Here is a 19,636-nt window from a genome sequence, read left to right as displayed (position 1 = left end):
TCAATTTTTCTACAGCTTTGTGTGCACTTGTTAGTGTTTTTTACATTAAATTCGTTAAAAATCTGGTCTGTGTAGCATTATTTGTTACATCAATTGTATTAGAATGTTGCCAGCCGTATAGTGGCGCTGAAAAGTTTGGTTAAAACCTTATAAATGCAAGGCTAAGAAGAAATGTGAGGTGTCTTTCTTAATCTGGCAGTTAACAATTATTTTACAATTATCTAAGGCTCAACTTCAGTTATTTGTTAAGTTAATGTTAAATTTTGAAGGTTTGCGATCAAATTTTGTCCATAACAATATCATAAGGTTATTTAATGACCATAATGCTCAATGGAGCTGAGTGAGCAAGCCCGTGAAAGAAAGAAAGACAAGACCTGTTAATTTAGATTTACAGACCATCCACTTTCCTATCACTGCAATAGCTTCCATCCTACACCGTGTGTCTGGGGTGATAACTTTTGTCGCGATTGGAATTCTGCTTTGGTTACTATCCACTTCCCTCTCATCCCCAGTAGGCTTTATGGAAGCTAGCGACATTGTCGACGGTTTCTTCGTGAAGTTTATTCTGTGGGGCATTCTAACCGCTTTGGCTTACCACATTGCTGGTGGTATTCGTCACCTTCTTATGGACTTAGGTCACTTTGAAGAGCTGGAATCTGGCGCTAAGAGCGCTAAGGTTGCATTCGCAGCAACGGCGGTATTGTCTCTACTAGCGGGGATCTTAGTATGGTAAACAACGTTTCTACTTTTGGTCGTAATGGTGTTCATGATTATCTACTGATTCGTGCAACTGCCATCATTATGACTCTTTACACTATCTACCTAGTGAGCTTCTGTGCTTTCTCTGGTGATATCTCTTACGCATCTTGGACGCAATTCTTTGGTGGAACCTTCACTAAAGTCTTCACCATGTTAGCGCTTACTTCTGTTTTGGTTCACGCGTGGATCGGCCTATGGCAAGTACTAACTGACTACATCAAATGTGCAAAACTGCGTGTTGGTCTTCAAGTCGGTGTTGTTGCAGTTCTTCTTGGATATTTCTTCTCTGGTCTGTTTATTTTGTGGGGTGCGTAAGTGACTATTCCTGTTCGTGAGTTTGATGCCGTAGTTATCGGCGCTGGTGGTGCAGGTATGCGTGCCGCACTGCAAATTTCTGAGCAAGGCCTATCTTGTGCATTGCTTTCTAAAGTTTTCCCTACTCGTTCTCATACGGTTTCAGCACAAGGCGGCATCACTGTTGCTCTTGGTAACGCGCACGAAGACCATTGGGAACAACACATGTACGACACCGTTAAAGGTTCTGATTACATCGGTGACCAAGACGCTATCGAATACATGTGTAAAAACGGTCCTGAGTCGGTAATCGAACTTGAAAAAATGGGCCTGCCTTTCTCTCGTTTCGAGAACGGCACTATTTACCAACGTCCTTTCGGTGGTCAATCTAAAAACTTTGGTGGTGAGCAAGCGGCTCGTACCGCAGCTGCAGCCGACCGTACTGGTCACGCACTGCTTCATACGCTTTACCAACAAAACATTAAGCACAAAACGACGGTTTTCTCTGAGTGGTATGCACTGGATCTTGTTAAGAACGAAGACGGTGCAATCTTAGGTACAACTGCGCTTTGTATGGAAACGGGCGAAGTTTGCTACTTCAAAGCGAAGGCAACAATCCTTGCTACTGGTGGTGCTGGTCGTATCTACGCTTCGACAACTAACGCACACATTAACACTGGTGATGGTGTTGGCATGGCGATTCGTGCTGGCGTTCCAATGCAAGACATCGAAATGTGGCAGTTCCACCCAACGGGTATCGCTGGCGCAGGTGTATTGGTAACGGAAGGTTGTCGTGGTGAAGGTGGTTACCTTCTTAATAAAGACGGCGAACGCTTCATGGAACGTTACGCACCAAATGCTAAAGACTTAGCAGGTCGTGATGTAGTTGCTCGTTCAATGATGGTTGAAATCCGTGAAGGTCGCGGCTGCGATGGTCCTTGGGGTCCACACATCAAGCTGAAGCTTGATCACCTAGGTAAAGAGACACTTGAATCTCGTCTTCCTGGTGTATGTGAATTGTCTCGTACCTTTGCTCACGTTGATCCAGTAAAAGAGCCAATTCCAGTAATCCCTACATGTCACTACATGATGGGTGGTGTTCCAACACAAGTTTCTGGTCAAGCTATTAAGCAAACTGAAGATGGCACTGATGTTGAAATCCAAGGTCTATTTGCTTGTGGTGAAATCGCATCAGTATCAGTACACGGTGCAAACCGTCTAGGTGGTAACTCACTACTTGATTTGGTGGTATTTGGTCGTGCAACAGGTCTACACCTAGGTGAGACTCTGAAGAAGCAAGACGAAGCGAAACCAGCAACTGAAGCAGATATTGAGCGTTCTCTAGAACGTTACAACCGTTGGGAAAATAGTACTGACGGCGAAGATCCAGCGCAAATCCGTAAAGATCTTCAACAATGTATGCAGAATAACTTCTCAGTATTCCGTGAAGGCAAAGCAATGGCTGAAGGCCTAGAAGAGCTTAAAGCGATTCGCGAGCGCCTGAAGAATGCACACCTATCTGACAAGTCGACAGAGTTCAACACTCAACGTATCGAGTGTCTAGAGCTTGAAAACCTGATGGAAACTGCATTCGCAACAGCGGTTGCTGCAAACTTCCGTACAGAGAGCCGTGGCGCACACGCTCGATTCGATTTCCCTGACCGTGATGATGAGCAATGGCTATGCCACTCTCTTTACAACCCAGAGTCAGAGAGCATGACTAAGCGTGGTGTAAACATGGAGCCAATCCATCGTGAAGCGTTCCCACCAAAAGCACGTACGTACTAAGGAGATATGACCATGAAACTGAATTTCTCTTTATACCGTTACAACCCAGATGTTGACCAGAAGCCTTACATGAAGGAATACACCCTAGAGGTGGATGAAGGTTCAGACATGATGCTTTTGGACGCGCTTATTCTGTTGAAAGAGCAAGATCCAACTATCTCATTCCGTCGCTCATGCCGTGAAGGTGTATGTGGTTCGGATGGTTTGAACATGAATGGTAAAAACGGTCTGGCTTGTATCACTCCATTGTCTGCGCTTTCTGGCCAAGACAAGATTGTGATTCGTCCGCTGCCTGGTCTGCCTGTTGTTCGTGACCTGATTGTAGACATGACTCAGTTCTACGATAACTACGAGAAAGTGAAGCCATTCTTAGTGTCTGATGGCAATGTACCACCGGCACGTGAAAACTTACAAAGCCCTGATGAGCGCGCGCATTTAGATGGATTGTACGAATGTATCATGTGTGCATGTTGTACAACATCTTGCCCATCGTTCTGGTGGAACCCTGACAAATTCATCGGACCAGCAGGCCTACTTGCAGCGTACCGTTGGCTAATTGATAGCCGAGATACAGCGACAGACGAACGTTTGTCCGATCTTGATGATGCATTTAGCGTTTTTCGTTGCCATGGCATCATGAATTGTGTAAGTGTTTGTCCTAAGGGATTAAATCCGACGAAAGCTATTGGTCACATCAAGACCATGTTGGTGAATCGTTCGGTTTAAGTTATATAAAAATTGCCGCCCTAGAAGTTTTGGGGCGGCCTTTTAATAGCTCGGCATAGACCGCAGCAAACGTGAAAACTACTGGTTAAGGGAAAATATGCACAACGGCGTGATGAAGGCATGGCTCGAGTCTTCACACTTGGCTGGCGCCAATGCAACGTACGTAGAAGAACTCTATGAACTGTATCTAAGTGACCCAGATTCGGTAAGTGACGAATGGAGAAGTGTTTTTGAAGAACTGCCTGTGCAAGCTTCAGAGACAGTGGAACAACCACACTCTCGTGTTCGTGAATACTTCCGTCGACTCGCTCAAGAAACAAAGCATTACAGTGTCCAAGTTAGTGATCCAGATGTCGATGCGAAACAAGTAAAGGTTCTGCAACTAATTAATGCTTATCGATTCCGAGGGCATCAATCAGCAAATCTAGACCCCCTAGGTTTATGGAAAAGAGATACAGTTGAAGAGCTGGATCCTTCTTTCCACACTCTTACCGAAGATGACCTCAATGAGACGTTTAACGTCGGCTCTTACGCGATTGGCCAAGAGACGATGGTACTTAAAGATTTATACAAATCTCTAAAGCAGACTTATTGTGGTTCTATTGGTGCTGAATACATGCACATGACAAATACAGAGCAAAAGCGTTGGATTCAACAACGTTTAGAGTCTGTATCTGGTCAACCCTCTTTCAATAAAGAAGAAAAGCAAGCTTTCCTAGAAGAGCTAACTGCAGCTGAAGGTCTTGAGCGCTATCTTGGTGCGAAATTCCCAGGCGCAAAACGCTTCTCATTGGAAGGTGGTGATGCGCTTATCCCAATGACGAAAGAAATTATTCGTCATGCTGGCGGACAAGGCATGCGTGAAGTTGTTGTTGGTATGGCTCACCGTGGTCGTCTAAACATGTTGGTCAACGTGCTTGGTAAAAAGCCACAAGACCTGTTTGACGAATTTGCGGGCAAGCACGATGACACGTGGGGTACTGGTGATGTGAAATACCACCAAGGCTTCTCTGCTGACTTCGCAACGCCAGGCGGCAACGTCCACTTAGCACTTGCATTTAACCCATCTCACTTAGAAATCGTAAACCCGGTAGTTATCGGTTCAGTACGAGCACGTCAAGATCGCCTTGGTGATAGTGATGGTAGCCGTGTACTTCCAATTACTATCCACGGTGACTCAGCTATCGCTGGTCAGGGTGTAGTACAAGAGACGTTCAACATGTCTCAAGCTCGTGGTTTCTGTGTAGGTGGTACGGTTCGTATCGTTGTAAACAACCAAGTCGGTTTTACAACGTCTAACCCACGCGATACTCGTTCTACGATGTACTGTACTGATATCGCGAAGATGGTTCAGGCTCCGATTTTCCACGTTAACTCTGATGATCCAGAAGCGGTTGCGTTCGTTGCGCGTCTTGCATTGGATTACCGTAATACGTTTAAGCGTGATGTTGTTATTGATTTGGTTTGTTACCGTCGCCACGGTCACAACGAAGCCGATGAGCCGAATGCAACACAGCCTCTGATGTACCAAAAAATCAAGAAGCACCCAACACCACGTAAGCTTTACGCTGACGTGCTAATGGAGCGCGGTGAGTTTGGTATTGATACAGCAACTCAACTAGTTAACGAATATCGTGATGCACTTGATCACGGTGAAGTTGTGGTTAAAGAGTGGCGCCCAATGGCACTACACTCTGTGGACTGGTCTCCTTACCTAGGTCACGACTGGAACATCGAATGGGATAACAAGATTGATATCGAGCGCCTGAAAGAGCTTGGTACCAAACTTTGCCAATACCCAGACAGCCATAAGCTGCAAAGCCGAGTCAATAAACTGTACAACGATCGTACTGCCATGGTGAATGGTGAGAAACAAGTCGATTGGGGTATGGCTGAAACTCTGGCTTACGCAACACTGGTTGATGACGGTAAGCGTATTCGTATCTCTGGCCAAGATTCTGGTCGTGGTACGTTCTTCCACCGTCACTCAGTACTGCATAACCAATCAGATGCAAGCACGTATGTTCCTCTTGCGAACATCCATGACAAGCAAGGGCCATTCCAAGTGTTTGACTCGGTATTGTCTGAAGAAGCGGTACTGGCATTTGAGTATGGTTACGCAACAGCAGAGCCAAGCGGTCTAACCCTTTGGGAAGCACAATTTGGTGACTTCGCAAACGGTGCACAAGTTGTTATCGACCAATTTATTTCGTCAGGTGAGCAAAAGTGGGCACGTCTATGTGGTCTAACTATGCTGCTTCCTCACGGTTATGAAGGTCAAGGCCCAGAGCACTCTTCTGCACGTCTTGAGCGTTACCTTCAGTTATGTGCTGAACAAAACATGCAGGTTGTTGTTCCTTCAACACCGGCTCAGGTTTACCACATGATTCGCCGTCAGGTTGTTCGACCAATGCGTCGTCCTCTGATCGTAATGTCACCTAAGTCATTGCTTCGTCATCCTCTGTGTACTTCTTCTCTTGAAGATTTGGCAGAAGGTACGTTCCAACCAGCTATCGCAGAAATTGATGATCTGGCTCCTGAGAACGTAAAACGCGTCGTGTTCTGTTCAGGTAAGGTTTACTTTGACCTGCTTGACCAAAGACGTAAGAACGAGCAAGACGATGTCGCTATTGTGCGTATTGAGCAACTTTACCCGTTCCCTTACGAGGACGTGAGAGCTGCAATTGCACAGTACACGAATGTAGTCGATTACGTTTGGTGTCAAGAAGAGCCACAAAACCAAGGTGCTTGGTACAGTAGCCAACATAATTTCCGAGCTGCTATCCCAGTGGGTGCTGATATTCAATACGCAGGTCGTCCTGCATCAGCATCACCAGCTGTTGGCTATATGTCGGTACACTTGAAACAACAAAAAGCGTTAGTTGACGACGCTTTGACCCTACTTAAGAACTAGAAGTAAAAGGAAAATACGCACATGACAATTGAAATTCTGGTTCCAGATTTACCTGAATCTGTGGCTGATGCAACAGTTGCTACTTGGCACAAAAAACCGGGCGAAGCGGTTGCACGTGATGAAGTCATTGTAGATATCGAAACAGATAAAGTAGTTCTAGAAGTACCGGCTCCTGAAGCGGGTGTTCTGGAAGCTATCATCGAAGAAGAAGGTGCTACAGTACTTTCTAAACAGCTTCTGGCTAAAATCAAGCCGGGTGCTGTCGCTGGTGAACCAACGAAAGATACAACTGAAGATACAGAAGCTTCTCCTGATAAGCGCCACAAAGCGGCTCTTACAGAAGAGAGCAACGACGCACTAAGCCCAGCTGTTCGTCGCTTGCTTGCAGAGCACAACCTACAACCAGCTGACGTTAAAGGCACTGGTGTTGGTGGTCGTATTACTCGTGAAGACATCGACGCACACCTAGCAGCAGCAAAAGCGGCTCCGGCAGCAGCATCTGCACCAGCAGTTGAAGCGCCAGCAGCAGCTCGTAGCCAAAAACGCGTGCCTATGACTCGCCTACGTAAGACAGTTGCAAATCGTCTTCTAGAAGCGAAGAACAGCACAGCAATGCTGACTACTTTCAACGAAGTGAACATGAAGCCAATCATGGACCTTCGTAAGCAGTACAAAGACCAATTCGAGAAGCGTCACGACACGCGTCTTGGCTTCATGTCTTTCTACGTGAAAGCAGTAACAGAAGCGCTAAAACGTTTCCCAGAAGTGAACGCTTCTATCGACGGTACAGATATCGTTTACCACAACTACTTCGACATCAGCATGGCAGTATCAACGCCACGTGGTCTAGTAACTCCAGTACTGAAAGACTGTGACACACTAGGTTTCGCTGACATCGAAAAAGGCATCAAAGAGCTAGCAATCAAAGGCCGCGACGGCAAGCTAACTGTTGATGAGCTGATGGGCGGTAACTTCACTATCACAAACGGTGGTGTATTTGGTTCTCTAATGTCTACGCCAATCATCAACCCGCCTCAAGCGGCAATCCTGGGTATGCACAAAATCCAAGATCGTCCAATGGCTGTTGACGGCAAGGTAGAGATTCTACCAATGATGTACCTAGCGCTTTCTTACGACCACCGTCTAATCGATGGCCGTGAATCAGTTGGCTTCCTAGTGACCATCAAAGAGTTACTAGAAGATCCTGCACGTCTGCTATTAGACGTTTAGTATCGCTAAAACGTCTAGTTAGCCCAGTTAGCTAGACGTAAAAAGTTTCAAAGGCTAGGCTGCTCAACGTCTGGCCTTCACTTGAACTGTAAAGCCATTAGAAAATGGACAGCAGTTTATTTGAGAAGACCCTACAGACGTAACACAGGAAACTGTGTCGTTATGGAAATAATAATCCCTTAAGGGAAAATAAACGGAATATCAAAATGAATTTGCATGAATACCAAGCCAAACAGCTGTTTGCAGAATTCGGTTTGCCTGTACCAGAAGGTTTCGCATGTGATACTGCACAAGAAGCTTTCGAAGCTGCAGGTCGTATCAGTACAGCCAAGAAAGTCGTTAAGTGTCAAGTACACGCTGGTGGCCGCGGTAAAGCGGGTGGCGTAGAGCTACATGACACGAAAGAAGGCGTTAAAGAGTTTGCACAAAAGTGGCTAGGCAAAAAACTAGTAACTTACCAAACAGACGCTAATGGTCAGCCTGTAACAAAGATCCTAGTTGAAGAAGCATCGAACATTGCTAACGAGCTTTACCTAGGTGCTGTTGTTGACCGTGCAACGCGCAAAATTGTATTCATGGCGTCAACTGAAGGCGGTGTGGACATTGAGAAAATCGCTGAAGAAACTCCAGAGTTGATTCACCAATCAGCGATCGATCCTCTAGTGGGCCCTCAAGCTTACCAAGGCCGTGAACTTGCGTTCAAACTTGGTCTAGTTGGCGATCAAATTAAACAGTTCGTTAAGATCTTCATGGGTCTTGGCCAAATGTTCTCTCAGTACGACCTAGCTCTACTAGAAATCAACCCGCTTGTAATTACTGGCGAAGGCAACCTGCTTTGTCTAGACGGCAAGATCAACATCGACTCAAATGCGATGTACCGTCAGCCTAAACTACGTGAAATGCACGATCCATCTCAAGAAGATGAGCGCGAAGCACACGCAGCACAGTGGGAACTGAACTACGTAGCACTAGATGGCAACGTTGGCTGTATGGTTAACGGTGCAGGCCTTGCGATGGGTACGATGGATATCGTAAACCTACACGGCGGTAAGCCAGCAAACTTCCTTGATGTAGGCGGCGGCGCGACAAAAGAACGTGTAGCTGAAGCATTCAAGATCATCCTTTCTGATGACAATGTTAAAGCTGTACTAGTAAACATCTTCGGTGGCATCGTTCGTTGTGACATGATCGCTGAAGGTATTATCGGTGCGGTTAAAGAAGTTGGCGTAACAGTTCCTGTAGTTGTTCGTCTAGAAGGTACTAACGCAGACCTAGGTCGCGAAGTACTTGCTAATTCTGATGTTGATATCATTGCAGCTGAATCTCTAACAGATGCTGCTCAGAAAGTTGTTGCTGCTGCGGAGGCTAAATAATGTCTGTATTAATTAACAAAGACACTAAAGTAATCTGTCAGGGTTTCACTGGCGGTCAAGGTACATTCCACTCAGACCAAGCTATCGCATACGGTACGCAAATGGTTGGTGGTGTTTCACCTGGTAAAGGTGGTCAAACTCACCTAGGCCTTCCAGTATTCAACACAGTACGTGAAGCAGTAGAAGTAACTGGCGCAACAGCAACAGTTATCTACGTACCAGCTCCTTTCTGTAAAGATGCAATCCTAGAAGCGATTGATGCAGGTATCGAACTGATTGTAACGATCACTGAAGGTATCCCTACAACAGACATGATCGACGTTAAAGTGAAGCTAGAAGAAACTGGCGTTCGCATGATCGGTCCTAACTGTCCAGGTCTTATCACTCCAGACGAGTGTAAGATTGGTATCATGCCTGGTCATATCCACAAGAAGGGTAAAGTAGGTATCGTATCTCGTTCAGGTACTCTGACATACGAAGCAGTTAAGCAAACAACAGATGAAGGCTTTGGTCAGTCTACATGTGTTGGTATCGGTGGTGACCCAATCCCAGGTTCAAACTTCATTGATATCCTAAAACTTTTCCAAGAAGACCCAGAGACTGAAGCAATCGTAATGATTGGTGAAATCGGTGGTACTGCGGAAGAAGAAGCGGCTGAGTTCATCAAAGCGAACGTAACTAAACCAGTTGTTTCTTACATCGCTGGTGTTACTGCTCCTCCGGGTAAACGTATGGGCCACGCAGGCGCAATCATCTCTGGCGGTAAAGGCACTGCTGAAGATAAATTCGCGGCACTAGAAGCAGCAGGCGTTAAGACAGTTAAGTCTCTTGCTGACATCGGTAAAGGCCTACGTGAAATCACAGGTTGGTAATCAGCTAACTTTTATCGAATGAGATAGAAGTTAACTGAACGATATTAAAAAGGCTTGGTCACTGACCAAGCCTTTTTTGTATGTTTTCAATGATACGAGATACGAATCGTATGACTACGCTCGGGTCTTCACCATTTGAGATAGCATAAACATCGCAGCTGCACTGATAACCACAGAAGGGCCTGCAGGCGTGTCATAGAACCAAGACAAGCTTAATCCACCGAATACAGAGATAGAGCCAATAATCGATGCGAGGAATGCCATCTGCTCAGGTGTATTGGAGAACTTCCTTGCCGTTGCTGCAGGAATAATCAGTAGCGATGTCATGATCAACGCACCCACAAACTTCATACCGACAGCAATCACGATACCAACAAGCAGCATCAAAATCAGACGCATTAAATCGATGTTGATGCCGTCAACAGCCGCGAGATCTTCGTTAACGGTTGTTGATAATAGTGGTCGCCAAAAGATAGCCAGTACCAGCCCTATCACAGCAGCACCCGCATAGATGAATACTAAATCAGTCGGAGATACCGCCAGCAAGTCACCAAATAGGTAGCTCATCAGATCAACGCGCACATTATCTAAGAAGCTGACAGCAACCAAACCGAGTGATAGCGCACTGTGCGCCAAAATACCGAGTAGGGTATCGGTCGCGACTAGCTTTTGTTTTTGCAATGTCACGAGCAACACAGCCAGCATCAAACAACAGATCAGTAACGCAAAGTACAAGTTAATGTTGAACAGGAAGCCAAGCGCTAAGCCCATTAGAGAGGCGTGTGCAAGCGTGTCACCAAAGTAAGCCATCTTGCGCCACACCACGAACGAACCCAGTGGGCCAGCAATAAGAGCAATGCCTAAGCCTGCAAGAATAGAAGGTAGAAGAAACTCAAGCATTAGTGGTGATGTCCGTGTTTATGGTTGGAGCAGTCGTGCACATCCCCAGAAACTGGCTGGCCTGCCAAGTCATGGTGATGGTGGTCATGTTGGTGGTGGTAGAAAGCCAAACTCTCTTGAACCGCAGTACCAAATAGCGCGATATAAGAAGGATGATGTTTAATATCAGCCGGTGCACCAGAGCAACAGATGTGGTGATGTAAACAGATCACATCGTCTGTTTTTGCCATCACTAAATGCAAGTCATGTGAAACCATAAACACAGCGCAACCGAAGCGGTGACGAATGGAATCTATCAGGTCGTAAAGATCGATTTGGCCTTGTACATCAACACCTTGTGCGGGTTCATCAAGAACGAGCAGATCGGGTCTTTTCAAAAGAGAGCGAGCGATCAGCACGCGTTGGTTTTCGCCACCGGACAATTGATGCATATTACTTTTCATCAGGTGTTCAGCGCCCACTAGCATCAAAGATTCTAGAATTTCTTGTTTGCTGAATTTTCCGGTTAGCTTAAGAAAACGCTCTACATTAAGAGGCAGAGAGTCGTTCAACTTTAGCTTTTGAGGAACGTAACCAATTTTTAGTTTTTTTGATTTGGTGATCTTTCCGGAATATTTGTGCTGGAGCCCTAGTAGTACCTTAACTAAGGTTGATTTTCCCGCGCCATTTGGCCCAATTAGGGTAGTGATTCTGCCACGCTCTAAATTTAGAGAGATGTTGTCTAAAACTTTTCGACCGTCAAATTCGACGCTCACAGAATCTAGTTGGATTAAGTTATCCATGAATAGAACTCATTTGCAATTCGCTAATGTTATAATGTAACATTTACCTCAAGCCTAAGCTACTTTTCTATTATCGAGGGATTATGTCACGTTCATCTTTTATACTTGCTACTTTGCTTTTAGCGCCAAGTGTTGCAAGTGCCAATACTATTTTAACAAGTTTTAAACCAATTCAAATGATTGTGACGGAATTAACGCAAGGCGTTAGTGAACCGGGCGTGTTGATGAACAGCAACGCTTCACCGCACGATTATGCGCTTAAGCCATCTGATGTGAAAAAGGTTCACAGTGCAGACATGGTCGTTTGGTTCGGCCCTGACCTAGAAGCTTTCTTGACGAAAGTGATTGGTTCAAAAGAGAACGTTATCCAGATCAGTGAGATCCCTGGCATTAACTTGAGAGAGTTCGGACATGAAGAGCATGATCACGATGCTCATGAAGGCCATAACCACGGCAGTCATGACCCTCACTTCTGGTTAGGCATCGATCAAGTTGAGGTAGCTGCAAAATACATCTCAGCTAAGTTGATTGAATCTGATCCTGATAACGCAATGGCGTATCAAGAGAACTTAGATTCATTCTTGATTACTCTGAAAGAAAAACAGCAGTCAATTCGCGAGCAACTTGCGCCAGTAAAAGATAAAGGTTACTACGTGTTCCATGATGCGTATGGCTACTTTGAGCAAGAGTTTGAGTTGAATAACCTAGGTCACTTCACGGTAAGCCCTGAACGTAAACCGGGTGCAAAAAGCCTAATTGCTATCAAGAAAACCCTAGTACGTGAGAATGTTCAGTGTGTGTTCTCTGAGCCTCAGTTTACGCCTGCTGTCATCGAATCAGTGACGCGCGGAAGCAATGCGAAGCAAGGTCAACTTGATCCAATCGGTTCAACCGTTGAAGTGAAGAGCGGAAGTTATTTCGATTTTCTTCAACAAGTTACAGACAGCTACACGAGCTGCCTAAGCGCTAAGTAATCGCTAGGGAGTATTCCTTACTCTACTTTGCTCTCGTTAATTTATGAATCATGCCGCTTTTTGCGGCATTTTCGTGACCGCTAAGATAAAACCTTCCAACAAATCGCAAACCTCCTTTCTCCTTTGTTAATTTCCGCTAAAATAGAAAGATAATAATAAGCACAAAAAAACTCAGTTTTTGTTGAAGCAACGATAAGCCGTTGTGGTTAACGAAATTTCACGTGTTGTTGCTGTTCAGGATTAAAAGTTGTATCAGATTATCTTCAGAATGTTCATGTTAATGAGCATTTCATTTAGCGTTCTTGCGGTAAATACATCACCTTCTGTTTTCTACCCTTTGCCCGTTCAAGCGCAAGGGAACTTTCTTGCGGCCAAAAATCTATACCTCGGTGCTGGAGGTGGGCTTTGGGTCCATGATGTTCATGGAAAAGTGCTTTTTTATGATGGACGAACACTGCTTCCGAGAAAGGGCAGTTTGTTGCAGTTTTCCTCTGAAAACGTGGCGTTCCTGAATGATGAGTTTTGGACTTTTTTCGATAATGAAGTGTACCGACACAGTCCGGGCATTGGTAACGAACTGGCGTTTAGCTTAAGCCCAGGCGCTGAGATCTCGAACATAGGTGCGTCCGGCGACCATATATGGGTGACCGATGGCAGTAATTTTTACACCTACAATACTCAAACCTTAGAATTTAATACCTACTCATTGCTCAAGTTGTATCGCTACAACAACAGCAGTGACATTTCGATCAATGACGCTGAGTGGGTACTATCAAAATGGGTGCTAGCGACCAGTTCAGGCGTTTACCTTTCTGAAAATCAAGAATTTACCCATGTCACAGCATCAGAGAAGAATCATATAGAGACGGTCTATTTTTCGAATGCGAGACGTGAGTTAGTGATTGGCACCTTGAAGGGGGCGGTGATCGTCGATCTTGCGAATCCAGAGAAAGAGGTAAAAGTCAGTGGCTCTCATGTTCTTTCACTGGCTGAAACCTCAGACCAATATTGGATAGGTACCGAGCACGGCTTAATTAGTTACAACTTTATTACGGGGCACATTAAGCGATTCGATCAGGCGACTAACCAAGACTTCTCGTTACCGGGTGAGAAAATATACTCATTAATTAACGACCACGCTGGTGGCATGTGGGTGGCGACTAATAATGGTATCCGCTATTTCTCACTGTTCAGTAAGACATTCTCAAGAACACCATTAACCGGAATGGGGATGCACTCGAGCAGTGTGGTGATCAACAAAGTGCAACCTGTTAGTGACCACTTATCTTGGGTTGCTTCTTCAATGGGGCTCTATTTTGTCGATTCTCAAAGCGAAGAGCGTCCGGTTCGTGTCTATTCGAATTCAGTTCAGGATTTTGTCATCTTTGGATCTTCAATTTGGTTGGCGACCGAAGAAGGCATTATTAGCTTTAATACCGATACACTAGAACCTGAAGCACTCGATTTACCGAGAGCGATCGATGGAGTGCACGTTGAGAATTTTGCGCTCCAATCTAACAACCTGCTTTGGATGACCTCTGGGCAGAACCTTTATTCTCTTTCCGTTGATACGATGAATTTAACGGGCTATGGCATTGATTGGTTAGTCGATAAGTTTTTGCCAGCTAAAATCACCGATCTCAATATAGGGTTGCAAGGTCGAGTCTATATAGGCACAGACCACGGTTTCTATTCTTTTATTGATAAGCGAATCAGCTTTAGTCGCTCAAGCGAACGATTTGGCAAAGTCGTCGATATTGAAAAAGCCAAAGATGGGGCGCAATGGTTCGCAGGCAGTTACGGCGTGTATCGAATTCCATATGACAGTTCAGCGATTCAAGAGATCACCCTCGTTGAAGATAACATTAGCCCTAACTGTTTGATCAGCGATGACAATGGCGTGTGGTTAGGGTCTTCGAAAGGCATCAGTTACTACGGTTTAGATGGTCAACTGCATAAACACATCGGCTCTCCTTTTGGATTGATTACCAACGAACTGGCTGAAGGTGCGTGTGCGTTGTTTTACAGTGAAGAGAGTCAATCTTCACGGCTCGTTTTAGGCTCAAAGTATGGTGTGGTGAGTGCATTATCGAATGAGTTATTGGTATCCACGACCCCTCATAGTCGTGCATTGCTGAGTAAGATTAGTGTCGACCAACAAACGGTATCCTTGGGTGGTAAGACTGCCGACTTAGCTGAGATCCCTTATGGTTCATCGATTGGCTTCAAGCTAGGTATTCTACCAGCGACTTTTGCTCCTGCTATGGAATATCGACTGAGTGATGATGAACCCTGGAGTGAGTTTGAAGGGGGCTTGTTAACGCTCGATCATCTTCTCCCTGGGGACTACACACTCGAAGTAAAGCCAGTGAAGGACTCGCATTATCGTTTTGTCTCAACCAATCAAAGCTTCTCGATTGCAGAACCTTGGTATCTGAGTAATTGGGCGGCAGCGAGTTCTCTTATCTTGCTCATCTGTGTCGTGATTATCTTGGTTTTTTGGCGTTCCCGTTATGTTACTTTTGCCAACAGACACTTAAAGGCGCAAGTTGCACTAAAAACGGATCAGCTGAGACATCAGAGTCGTATCTTGTTGACGACCAATCAACAGCTTAAAAAGCAGCTATCGGTTAAAAATGCGCTTGTGTCTCACACCGCTAAAGAACTCTCTTCTGAAGTGAATAATATCGCGGCCATGCTCCCGAATTGGAATGATGAACAAGGGAAGTCACCTATCTTGACCTTGAAGAATGGCTTAGCTCAGTTGAGTAATAGCCAGCAAGGTGAGGGCGCGGTTTGTTATGACATGATTTTAATCTTGGAATCGGTGCTTAAGGCTTGGAAAGATGATTTAGCGAAAGCCGGCATTGAACTGGACATTAAAGTTGAGACCAAGCAGCGACATGTCTCCTTACTGTATTTTAATCTCGATATTATCTTCAATAGCCTAGTGGCGAGCATCATCAAACGTAACTTTAAGTCGCAGAGCATGGTTGTGCTAGTTGAAGAAGTAAAAGGGCACCTTGTTGTTACGATTCGAGATCATGGGATGCCTTTCCCTAAATTAGCGTCAAGCATCAGTGATAACAACGGTAAGTCGACCGACCTTAATATTGAGAAGCTTCCTTTATTGATGAATCAGAGCGGTGGTGAGTTGAACGCCTTTGTGTCTGATTCTCAGAACAAGGTTCAGCTTTCTTGGCCGATTGAATATCAGATGTTGGATGATCTTGAGGCAAGCACCATAGAACAGATTGAAACCATTAAGCTTGCGGCTTCAACACCAGAACAACAAAAGCTGACCGCTGAACAAGAATGGAAAAATAAAGTGTCGCAGCTTGTCAGTGCGCACTACGCTGATGCAGAGTTCGGCACTGCAACTGCTGCTAAGTATCTGTTCATGTCGGAGAGAAGTTTACAGAGGCGATTTAAGTTGGCTTACAACAAGACATTTAAAGAACACTTGAATGAAGTGCGTCTCGAACATGCATGTGAGCGGTTACTTGCAGGAGAGAAGATCTCAGACGTTGCGTTTGACTCGGGCTTCAATGACCCTTCTTACTTTAGCCAAAGGTTTAAGCATCACTTTGGTATGTCTCCGTCTAAGTTTGCTGAAAACAACGAAGAGTAGTGCACGCGGATTCACTCTACTTTCACATCGATAAATATACTCTAAGCCTCGACATTCGTGTCGGGGCTTTTTTATGCTCCTACGAGATACGAGATACGAGATACGAGATACGAGATACGAGATACGAGATACGAGAATTGGGAATTTAGAAATATGTTTGGGATAAACAAGAGGAAGAAAAAAAATATCGTGGTATAGCCGGGGGGACTATACCACGGGTGCCAAAGACACCTTCGCTTGCTGCCGGAGTGATATGGCAAGCCACATCACCTCTGGAATAAAATTAAAGAGAAGGAGTTTCTCTTCGATGGAGTAACTATACGTCTGCCCACTTATTTTACTTATAAAATTAACGACAGATGGCCATGAGAAAACCGACATTATCTTAAGCTGTTGATAATTAATGGTTTGTTGTTGTTTTTGGTAATTTGTACTAGTGAGGTAGTTCTCGTTGTATGTTGAAAGTAACGTTTTTGACGTAAACGTTTTTAACGAAATTTACGAGCATGTATTTTCGAAAACATTGATTTCACACAATAGAATTGTGGTCATGTATGTGTATCATGCTCGTAATAACAATCTTTCTCATTATCAGTCACGAATTGGGTACTTATGAAACTCTCACAACTAGAGCAAGGCAAAGCGGCTTCTATTGTTGCACTAACAGGTTTAACACCAGAAGTTAGAAAAAAACTCATGGTCATGGGCATGTTGCCAAAAACCGAGGTGACTCTGATTCGTCGTGCACCTATGGGTGATCCGCTTCAAGTTGAAGTGAGAGGGGTTTCAATCGCCATTCGTGAAAGCATCGCAGAACAAATCGAGGTTATCTAAATGGATTATCAAGTTCTAACCGTTGGTAACCCGAATAGTGGTAAAACAACATTATTTAATGCACTGACTGGTGCTAAACAGCACGTTGGTAACTGGGTTGGTGTAACCGTAGAAAAGAAGACGGGCGTATATTCGCACGCTGGTGATCAATTCCAGCTTACCGACTTACCAGGTATCTACGCACTAGACAGTGGTAATGACGCGAACAGCATCGATGAGTCGATAGCATCTCGCGCCGTTCTTACTCATCCGGCAGACGTGATCATCAATGTGGTAGACGCAAGCTGTCTGGAACGAAGCTTATACATGACATTACAACTGCGAGAATTGGGTCGCCCAATGATCGTGGTATTGAACAAAATGGATGTACTAAAGCGTGAGCGTCAGGTGATTAACCTTAAAGCGCTTGAGAAAGAGCTTGGTTGTCCAGTATTAAGCTTGTCTGCAAACGACAAAGGCCAAGTGGTTCGCTTTAAAGAACGCCTACATAAATTGCTTGTTCAAGGTGTGAGCCTTGATCCTATCTCTATTGATTACGACGCAGCATTAGAAGCTCTTATCCCTTCTGTTGAATCACAATTTGATGATGCTGATGTTTCTCACCGAGCTCTGGCAATTCGTGCTTTAGAAAATGATTACTTGGTATTGAATGGACTGGCTCCTCAAACTCGTACTCAAATTGATGGCGTACGTCTTGGTGCTGACTTTGATATCGACCTTGCAGTCGCTGACGCGAAATACACATTCTTACATGACCTTTGTAAACGAGTGCGTCGTAGTGAAGGCAAGCTAAGCCGCAACTTCACAGAAAAAGCAGACCAATTCATCCTGAACAAATGGGTCGGTATTCCTTTCTTCTTTGTGATCATGTACCTGATGTTCATGTTCTCTATCAATATCGGTAGTGCGTTTATCGACTTCTTTGATATCGGTGTTGGGGCAATCTTGGTTGATGGTGGACATCACTTATTAGATGGTCATTTGCCTGTTTGGCTAGTCACTATATTGGCTGATGGTATCGGTGGTGGTATTCAAACCGTTGCGACCTTCATTCCGGTTATTGCAGCTCTTTACTTGTTCTTAGCAGTGCTTGAAAGTTCAGGTTACATGGCGCGTGCGGCATTTGTACTTGATAAAGTAATGCAGAAGATTGGTTTGCCGGGCAAAGCGTTTGTACCACTGGTGCTTGGTTTTGGCTGTAACGTACCTTCAATCATGGCAACTCGTACTCTTGACCAAGAACGCGAACGTAAACTGGCAGCATCAATGGCGCCGTTTATGTCATGTGGTGCTCGTCTTCCGGTATACGCACTGTTCGCCGCTGCATTCTTCCCAGGTGCTGGACAAAACGTGGTATTCGCTCTGTACATCATGGGTATTGTTGCTTCTGTGTTTACGGGTCTGTTTCTTAAGAACACCATTTACCCAGGTAGCAGCGATAGCTTAGTGATGGAAATGCCAGATTACGAATTGCCGACAGTGCAAAACGTGATGCTAAAAACATGGCAAAAACTGAAGCGTTTCGTACTTGGTGCAGGTAAAACAATCGTGATGGTTGTGGCAATCCTGAGCTTCTTGAACTCGCTAGGTATGGATGGCAGCTTCGGTAATGAAGACAGCGAGAACTCTGTGTTGTCTAAAGCGGCACAAGTTGTGACTCCTGTGTTCCAACCAATTGGTATTACTGAAGAAAACTGGCCTGCGACGGTTGGTATCATTACAGGTATCTTCGCAAAAGAAGCCGTTGTAGGTACGTTAAACAGCCTATACACAACGCCTTCTGATGAAGAAGCGGCTGAATTTGATTTAGCAGCAAGCTTGCAAGAAGCGGTGATGACGATTCCTGAAAACCTGTCTGGTCTGAGCTACTCAGATCCACTAGGTATTGAAGTGGGTGATTTATCAGACTCTGGCTCAGTGGCTGAAGATCAAGAAGTCGATTCATCTATCTTTGGTAACCTGAAAGACAAGTTTGTTTCTGGCCATGCGGCATTCGCATACTTGATTCTTATCCTGCTTTACACGCCTTGTGTTGCTGCGATGGGTGCTTATGTACGTGAGTTTGGTCAGACGTTCGCACGCTTCATTGCAGTTTGGACGATGGCGCTTGGCTACTTCGGTGCGACTTTCTATTACCAAGCGGCAAACTTTGCTGCACACCCAGTGACAAGTGCTGTGTGGATGGTGGTAATTGCTGGTGGCTTTGTGGTGACATATCGCGTGTTCAAGAAAATTGGTAACAAGCAGAAAGCGCTAGAGGTGCAAGTCGTATGATCTTAACTGAACTTCATCAATACATAGACAGCCAAGGTGTCGCGGCTCGTAAAGAGCTTGCTGCAAAGTTTGGCATGAGTGAAGATGGCGTCGATGCGATGTTGGGTGTGTGGGTCAAGAAAGGGAAAATTTCTCGCTTGGTTGATACTAACAAGCATGGTCATACAACGCGCATTCGTTACACCATTAGCAAACAAGATGGTTTGTCGCTTAACGTGATGATGTAGTTCAGATCTGCATACACTCGTTGAAAACGGCGAGGTTAGAAAATTAAAAAGCCGCTTA

At 45.0% G+C, this 19,636-nt stretch carries 15 protein-coding genes; 13 read left to right on the top strand and 2 right to left on the bottom strand.

What is annotated here, in order from left to right; genetic code table 11:
* Window positions 1–340: 340 nt before the first annotated feature.
* The 8 genes from sdhC (at window position 341) to sucD (ending at window position 9,956) form a co-directional block, all read left to right on the top strand.
* Window positions 341–733: a succinate dehydrogenase cytochrome b556 subunit gene (gene sdhC / locus L0992_11720; GenBank protein XGB66381.1), complete on the top strand. Its 393-nt coding sequence runs from the start codon at window positions 341–343 to the stop codon at window positions 731–733.
* Window positions 727–1,074: a succinate dehydrogenase, hydrophobic membrane anchor protein gene (gene sdhD / locus L0992_11715; protein XGB66380.1), complete on the top strand. Its 348-nt coding sequence runs from the start codon at window positions 727–729 to the stop codon at window positions 1,072–1,074. The genes sdhC and sdhD overlap by 7 nt, the downstream gene beginning before the upstream one ends.
* A complete protein-coding gene (gene sdhA, locus L0992_11710; protein ID XGB66379.1) occupies window positions 1,075–2,841 on the top strand; it encodes a succinate dehydrogenase flavoprotein subunit in 1,767 nt (588 codons plus the stop codon).
* A gap of 12 nt (window positions 2,842–2,853) precedes the next feature.
* Window positions 2,854–3,567: a succinate dehydrogenase iron-sulfur subunit gene (locus L0992_11705; protein XGB66378.1), complete on the top strand. Its 714-nt coding sequence runs from the start codon at window positions 2,854–2,856 to the stop codon at window positions 3,565–3,567.
* 97 nt (window positions 3,568–3,664) lie between these two features.
* Window positions 3,665–6,481 carry a 2-oxoglutarate dehydrogenase E1 component gene (gene sucA, locus L0992_11700; GenBank protein ID XGB66377.1) on the top strand — a complete coding sequence of 939 codons (2,817 nt, stop codon included), beginning with the start codon at window positions 3,665–3,667 and terminating at the stop codon, window positions 6,479–6,481.
* 21 nt (window positions 6,482–6,502) lie between these two features.
* A complete protein-coding gene (gene odhB, locus L0992_11695) occupies window positions 6,503–7,711 on the top strand; it encodes a 2-oxoglutarate dehydrogenase complex dihydrolipoyllysine-residue succinyltransferase (GenBank protein XGB66376.1) in 1,209 nt (402 codons plus the stop codon).
* A 206-nt stretch (window positions 7,712–7,917) separates the two neighbouring features.
* Entirely contained in the window at window positions 7,918–9,084 is a 1,167-nt protein-coding gene (gene sucC / locus L0992_11690) for an ADP-forming succinate--CoA ligase subunit beta (protein ID XGB66375.1), read from the top strand.
* Window positions 9,084–9,956 carry a succinate--CoA ligase subunit alpha gene (gene sucD, locus L0992_11685; protein ID XGB66374.1) on the top strand — a complete coding sequence of 291 codons (873 nt, stop codon included), beginning with the start codon at window positions 9,084–9,086 and terminating at the stop codon, window positions 9,954–9,956. Before sucC ends, sucD begins: the two co-directional genes overlap by 1 nt.
* A gap of 114 nt (window positions 9,957–10,070) precedes the next feature.
* Here sucD and znuB read toward each other — a convergent pair whose 3' ends face one another.
* Together znuB and znuC are read right to left on the bottom strand one after the other, a co-directional pair.
* A complete protein-coding gene (gene znuB / locus L0992_11680; protein ID XGB66373.1) occupies window positions 10,071–10,856 on the bottom strand; it encodes a zinc ABC transporter permease subunit ZnuB in 786 nt (261 codons plus the stop codon).
* The gene (znuC, locus tag L0992_11675) at window positions 10,856–11,638 is read right to left on the bottom strand and encodes a zinc ABC transporter ATP-binding protein ZnuC (GenBank protein XGB66372.1); all 783 of its coding nucleotides are present in this window, start codon (window positions 11,636–11,638) and stop codon (window positions 10,856–10,858) included. Before znuC ends, znuB begins: the two co-directional genes overlap by 1 nt.
* An 83-nt stretch (window positions 11,639–11,721) precedes the next feature.
* Between znuC and znuA the strand changes: the two genes are divergently transcribed.
* From znuA to L0992_11650, 5 genes are all read left to right on the top strand, one after another.
* Complete coding sequence (gene znuA / locus L0992_11670; protein ID XGB66371.1) at window positions 11,722–12,612, top strand: zinc ABC transporter substrate-binding protein ZnuA; 891 nt, start codon at window positions 11,722–11,724, stop codon at window positions 12,610–12,612.
* 247 nt (window positions 12,613–12,859) lie between these two features.
* Complete coding sequence (locus L0992_11665) at window positions 12,860–16,243, top strand: helix-turn-helix domain-containing protein (GenBank protein XGB66370.1); 3,384 nt, start codon at window positions 12,860–12,862, stop codon at window positions 16,241–16,243.
* Between the two features lie 612 nt (window positions 16,244–16,855).
* Window positions 16,856–17,077, top strand: a complete 222-nt coding sequence (locus tag L0992_11660) for a ferrous iron transport protein A (GenBank protein ID XGB66369.1) — start codon at window positions 16,856–16,858, stop codon at window positions 17,075–17,077.
* Window positions 17,078–19,351: a Fe(2+) transporter permease subunit FeoB gene (gene feoB / locus L0992_11655; protein ID XGB66368.1), complete on the top strand. Its 2,274-nt coding sequence runs from the start codon at window positions 17,078–17,080 to the stop codon at window positions 19,349–19,351.
* A complete protein-coding gene (locus L0992_11650; GenBank protein XGB66367.1) occupies window positions 19,348–19,578 on the top strand; it encodes a FeoC-like transcriptional regulator in 231 nt (76 codons plus the stop codon). The genes feoB and L0992_11650 overlap by 4 nt, the downstream gene beginning before the upstream one ends.
* Window positions 19,579–19,636: the final 58 nt, after the last annotated feature.

Origin of the sequence: Vibrio pomeroyi (assembly GCA_041879425.1) — a bacterium.
Taxonomy (GTDB): Bacteria; Pseudomonadota; Gammaproteobacteria; order Enterobacterales; family Vibrionaceae; genus Vibrio; species Vibrio pomeroyi_A.
The sequence above is the reverse complement of the archived record's forward strand: the minus strand, read 5'-3'. Positions and strand labels throughout refer to the sequence as shown.

Excerpts from the sequence above, each read along its gene's own strand:
- znuB (XGB66373.1), bottom strand. The coding sequence starts at position 10,856 with ATGCTTGAGTTTCTTCTACCTTCTATTCTTGCAGGCTTAGGCATTGCT.
- sucD (XGB66374.1), top strand. The coding sequence starts at position 9,084 with ATGTCTGTATTAATTAACAAAGACACTAAAGTAATCTGTCAGGGTTTC.
- znuA (XGB66371.1), top strand. The coding sequence starts at position 11,722 with ATGTCACGTTCATCTTTTATACTTGCTACTTTGCTTTTAGCGCCAAGT.
- L0992_11705 (XGB66378.1), top strand. The coding sequence starts at position 2,854 with ATGAAACTGAATTTCTCTTTATACCGTTACAACCCAGATGTTGACCAG.
- L0992_11650 (XGB66367.1), top strand. The coding sequence starts at position 19,348 with ATGATCTTAACTGAACTTCATCAATACATAGACAGCCAAGGTGTCGCG.
- sucC (XGB66375.1), top strand. The coding sequence starts at position 7,918 with ATGAATTTGCATGAATACCAAGCCAAACAGCTGTTTGCAGAATTCGGT.
- feoB (XGB66368.1), top strand. The coding sequence starts at position 17,078 with ATGGATTATCAAGTTCTAACCGTTGGTAACCCGAATAGTGGTAAAACA.
- sdhD (XGB66380.1), top strand. The coding sequence starts at position 727 with ATGGTAAACAACGTTTCTACTTTTGGTCGTAATGGTGTTCATGATTAT.
- L0992_11660 (XGB66369.1), top strand. The coding sequence starts at position 16,856 with ATGAAACTCTCACAACTAGAGCAAGGCAAAGCGGCTTCTATTGTTGCA.
- znuC (XGB66372.1), bottom strand. The coding sequence starts at position 11,638 with ATGGATAACTTAATCCAACTAGATTCTGTGAGCGTCGAATTTGACGGT.
- odhB (XGB66376.1), top strand. The coding sequence starts at position 6,503 with ATGACAATTGAAATTCTGGTTCCAGATTTACCTGAATCTGTGGCTGAT.
- sucA (XGB66377.1), top strand. The coding sequence starts at position 3,665 with ATGCACAACGGCGTGATGAAGGCATGGCTCGAGTCTTCACACTTGGCT.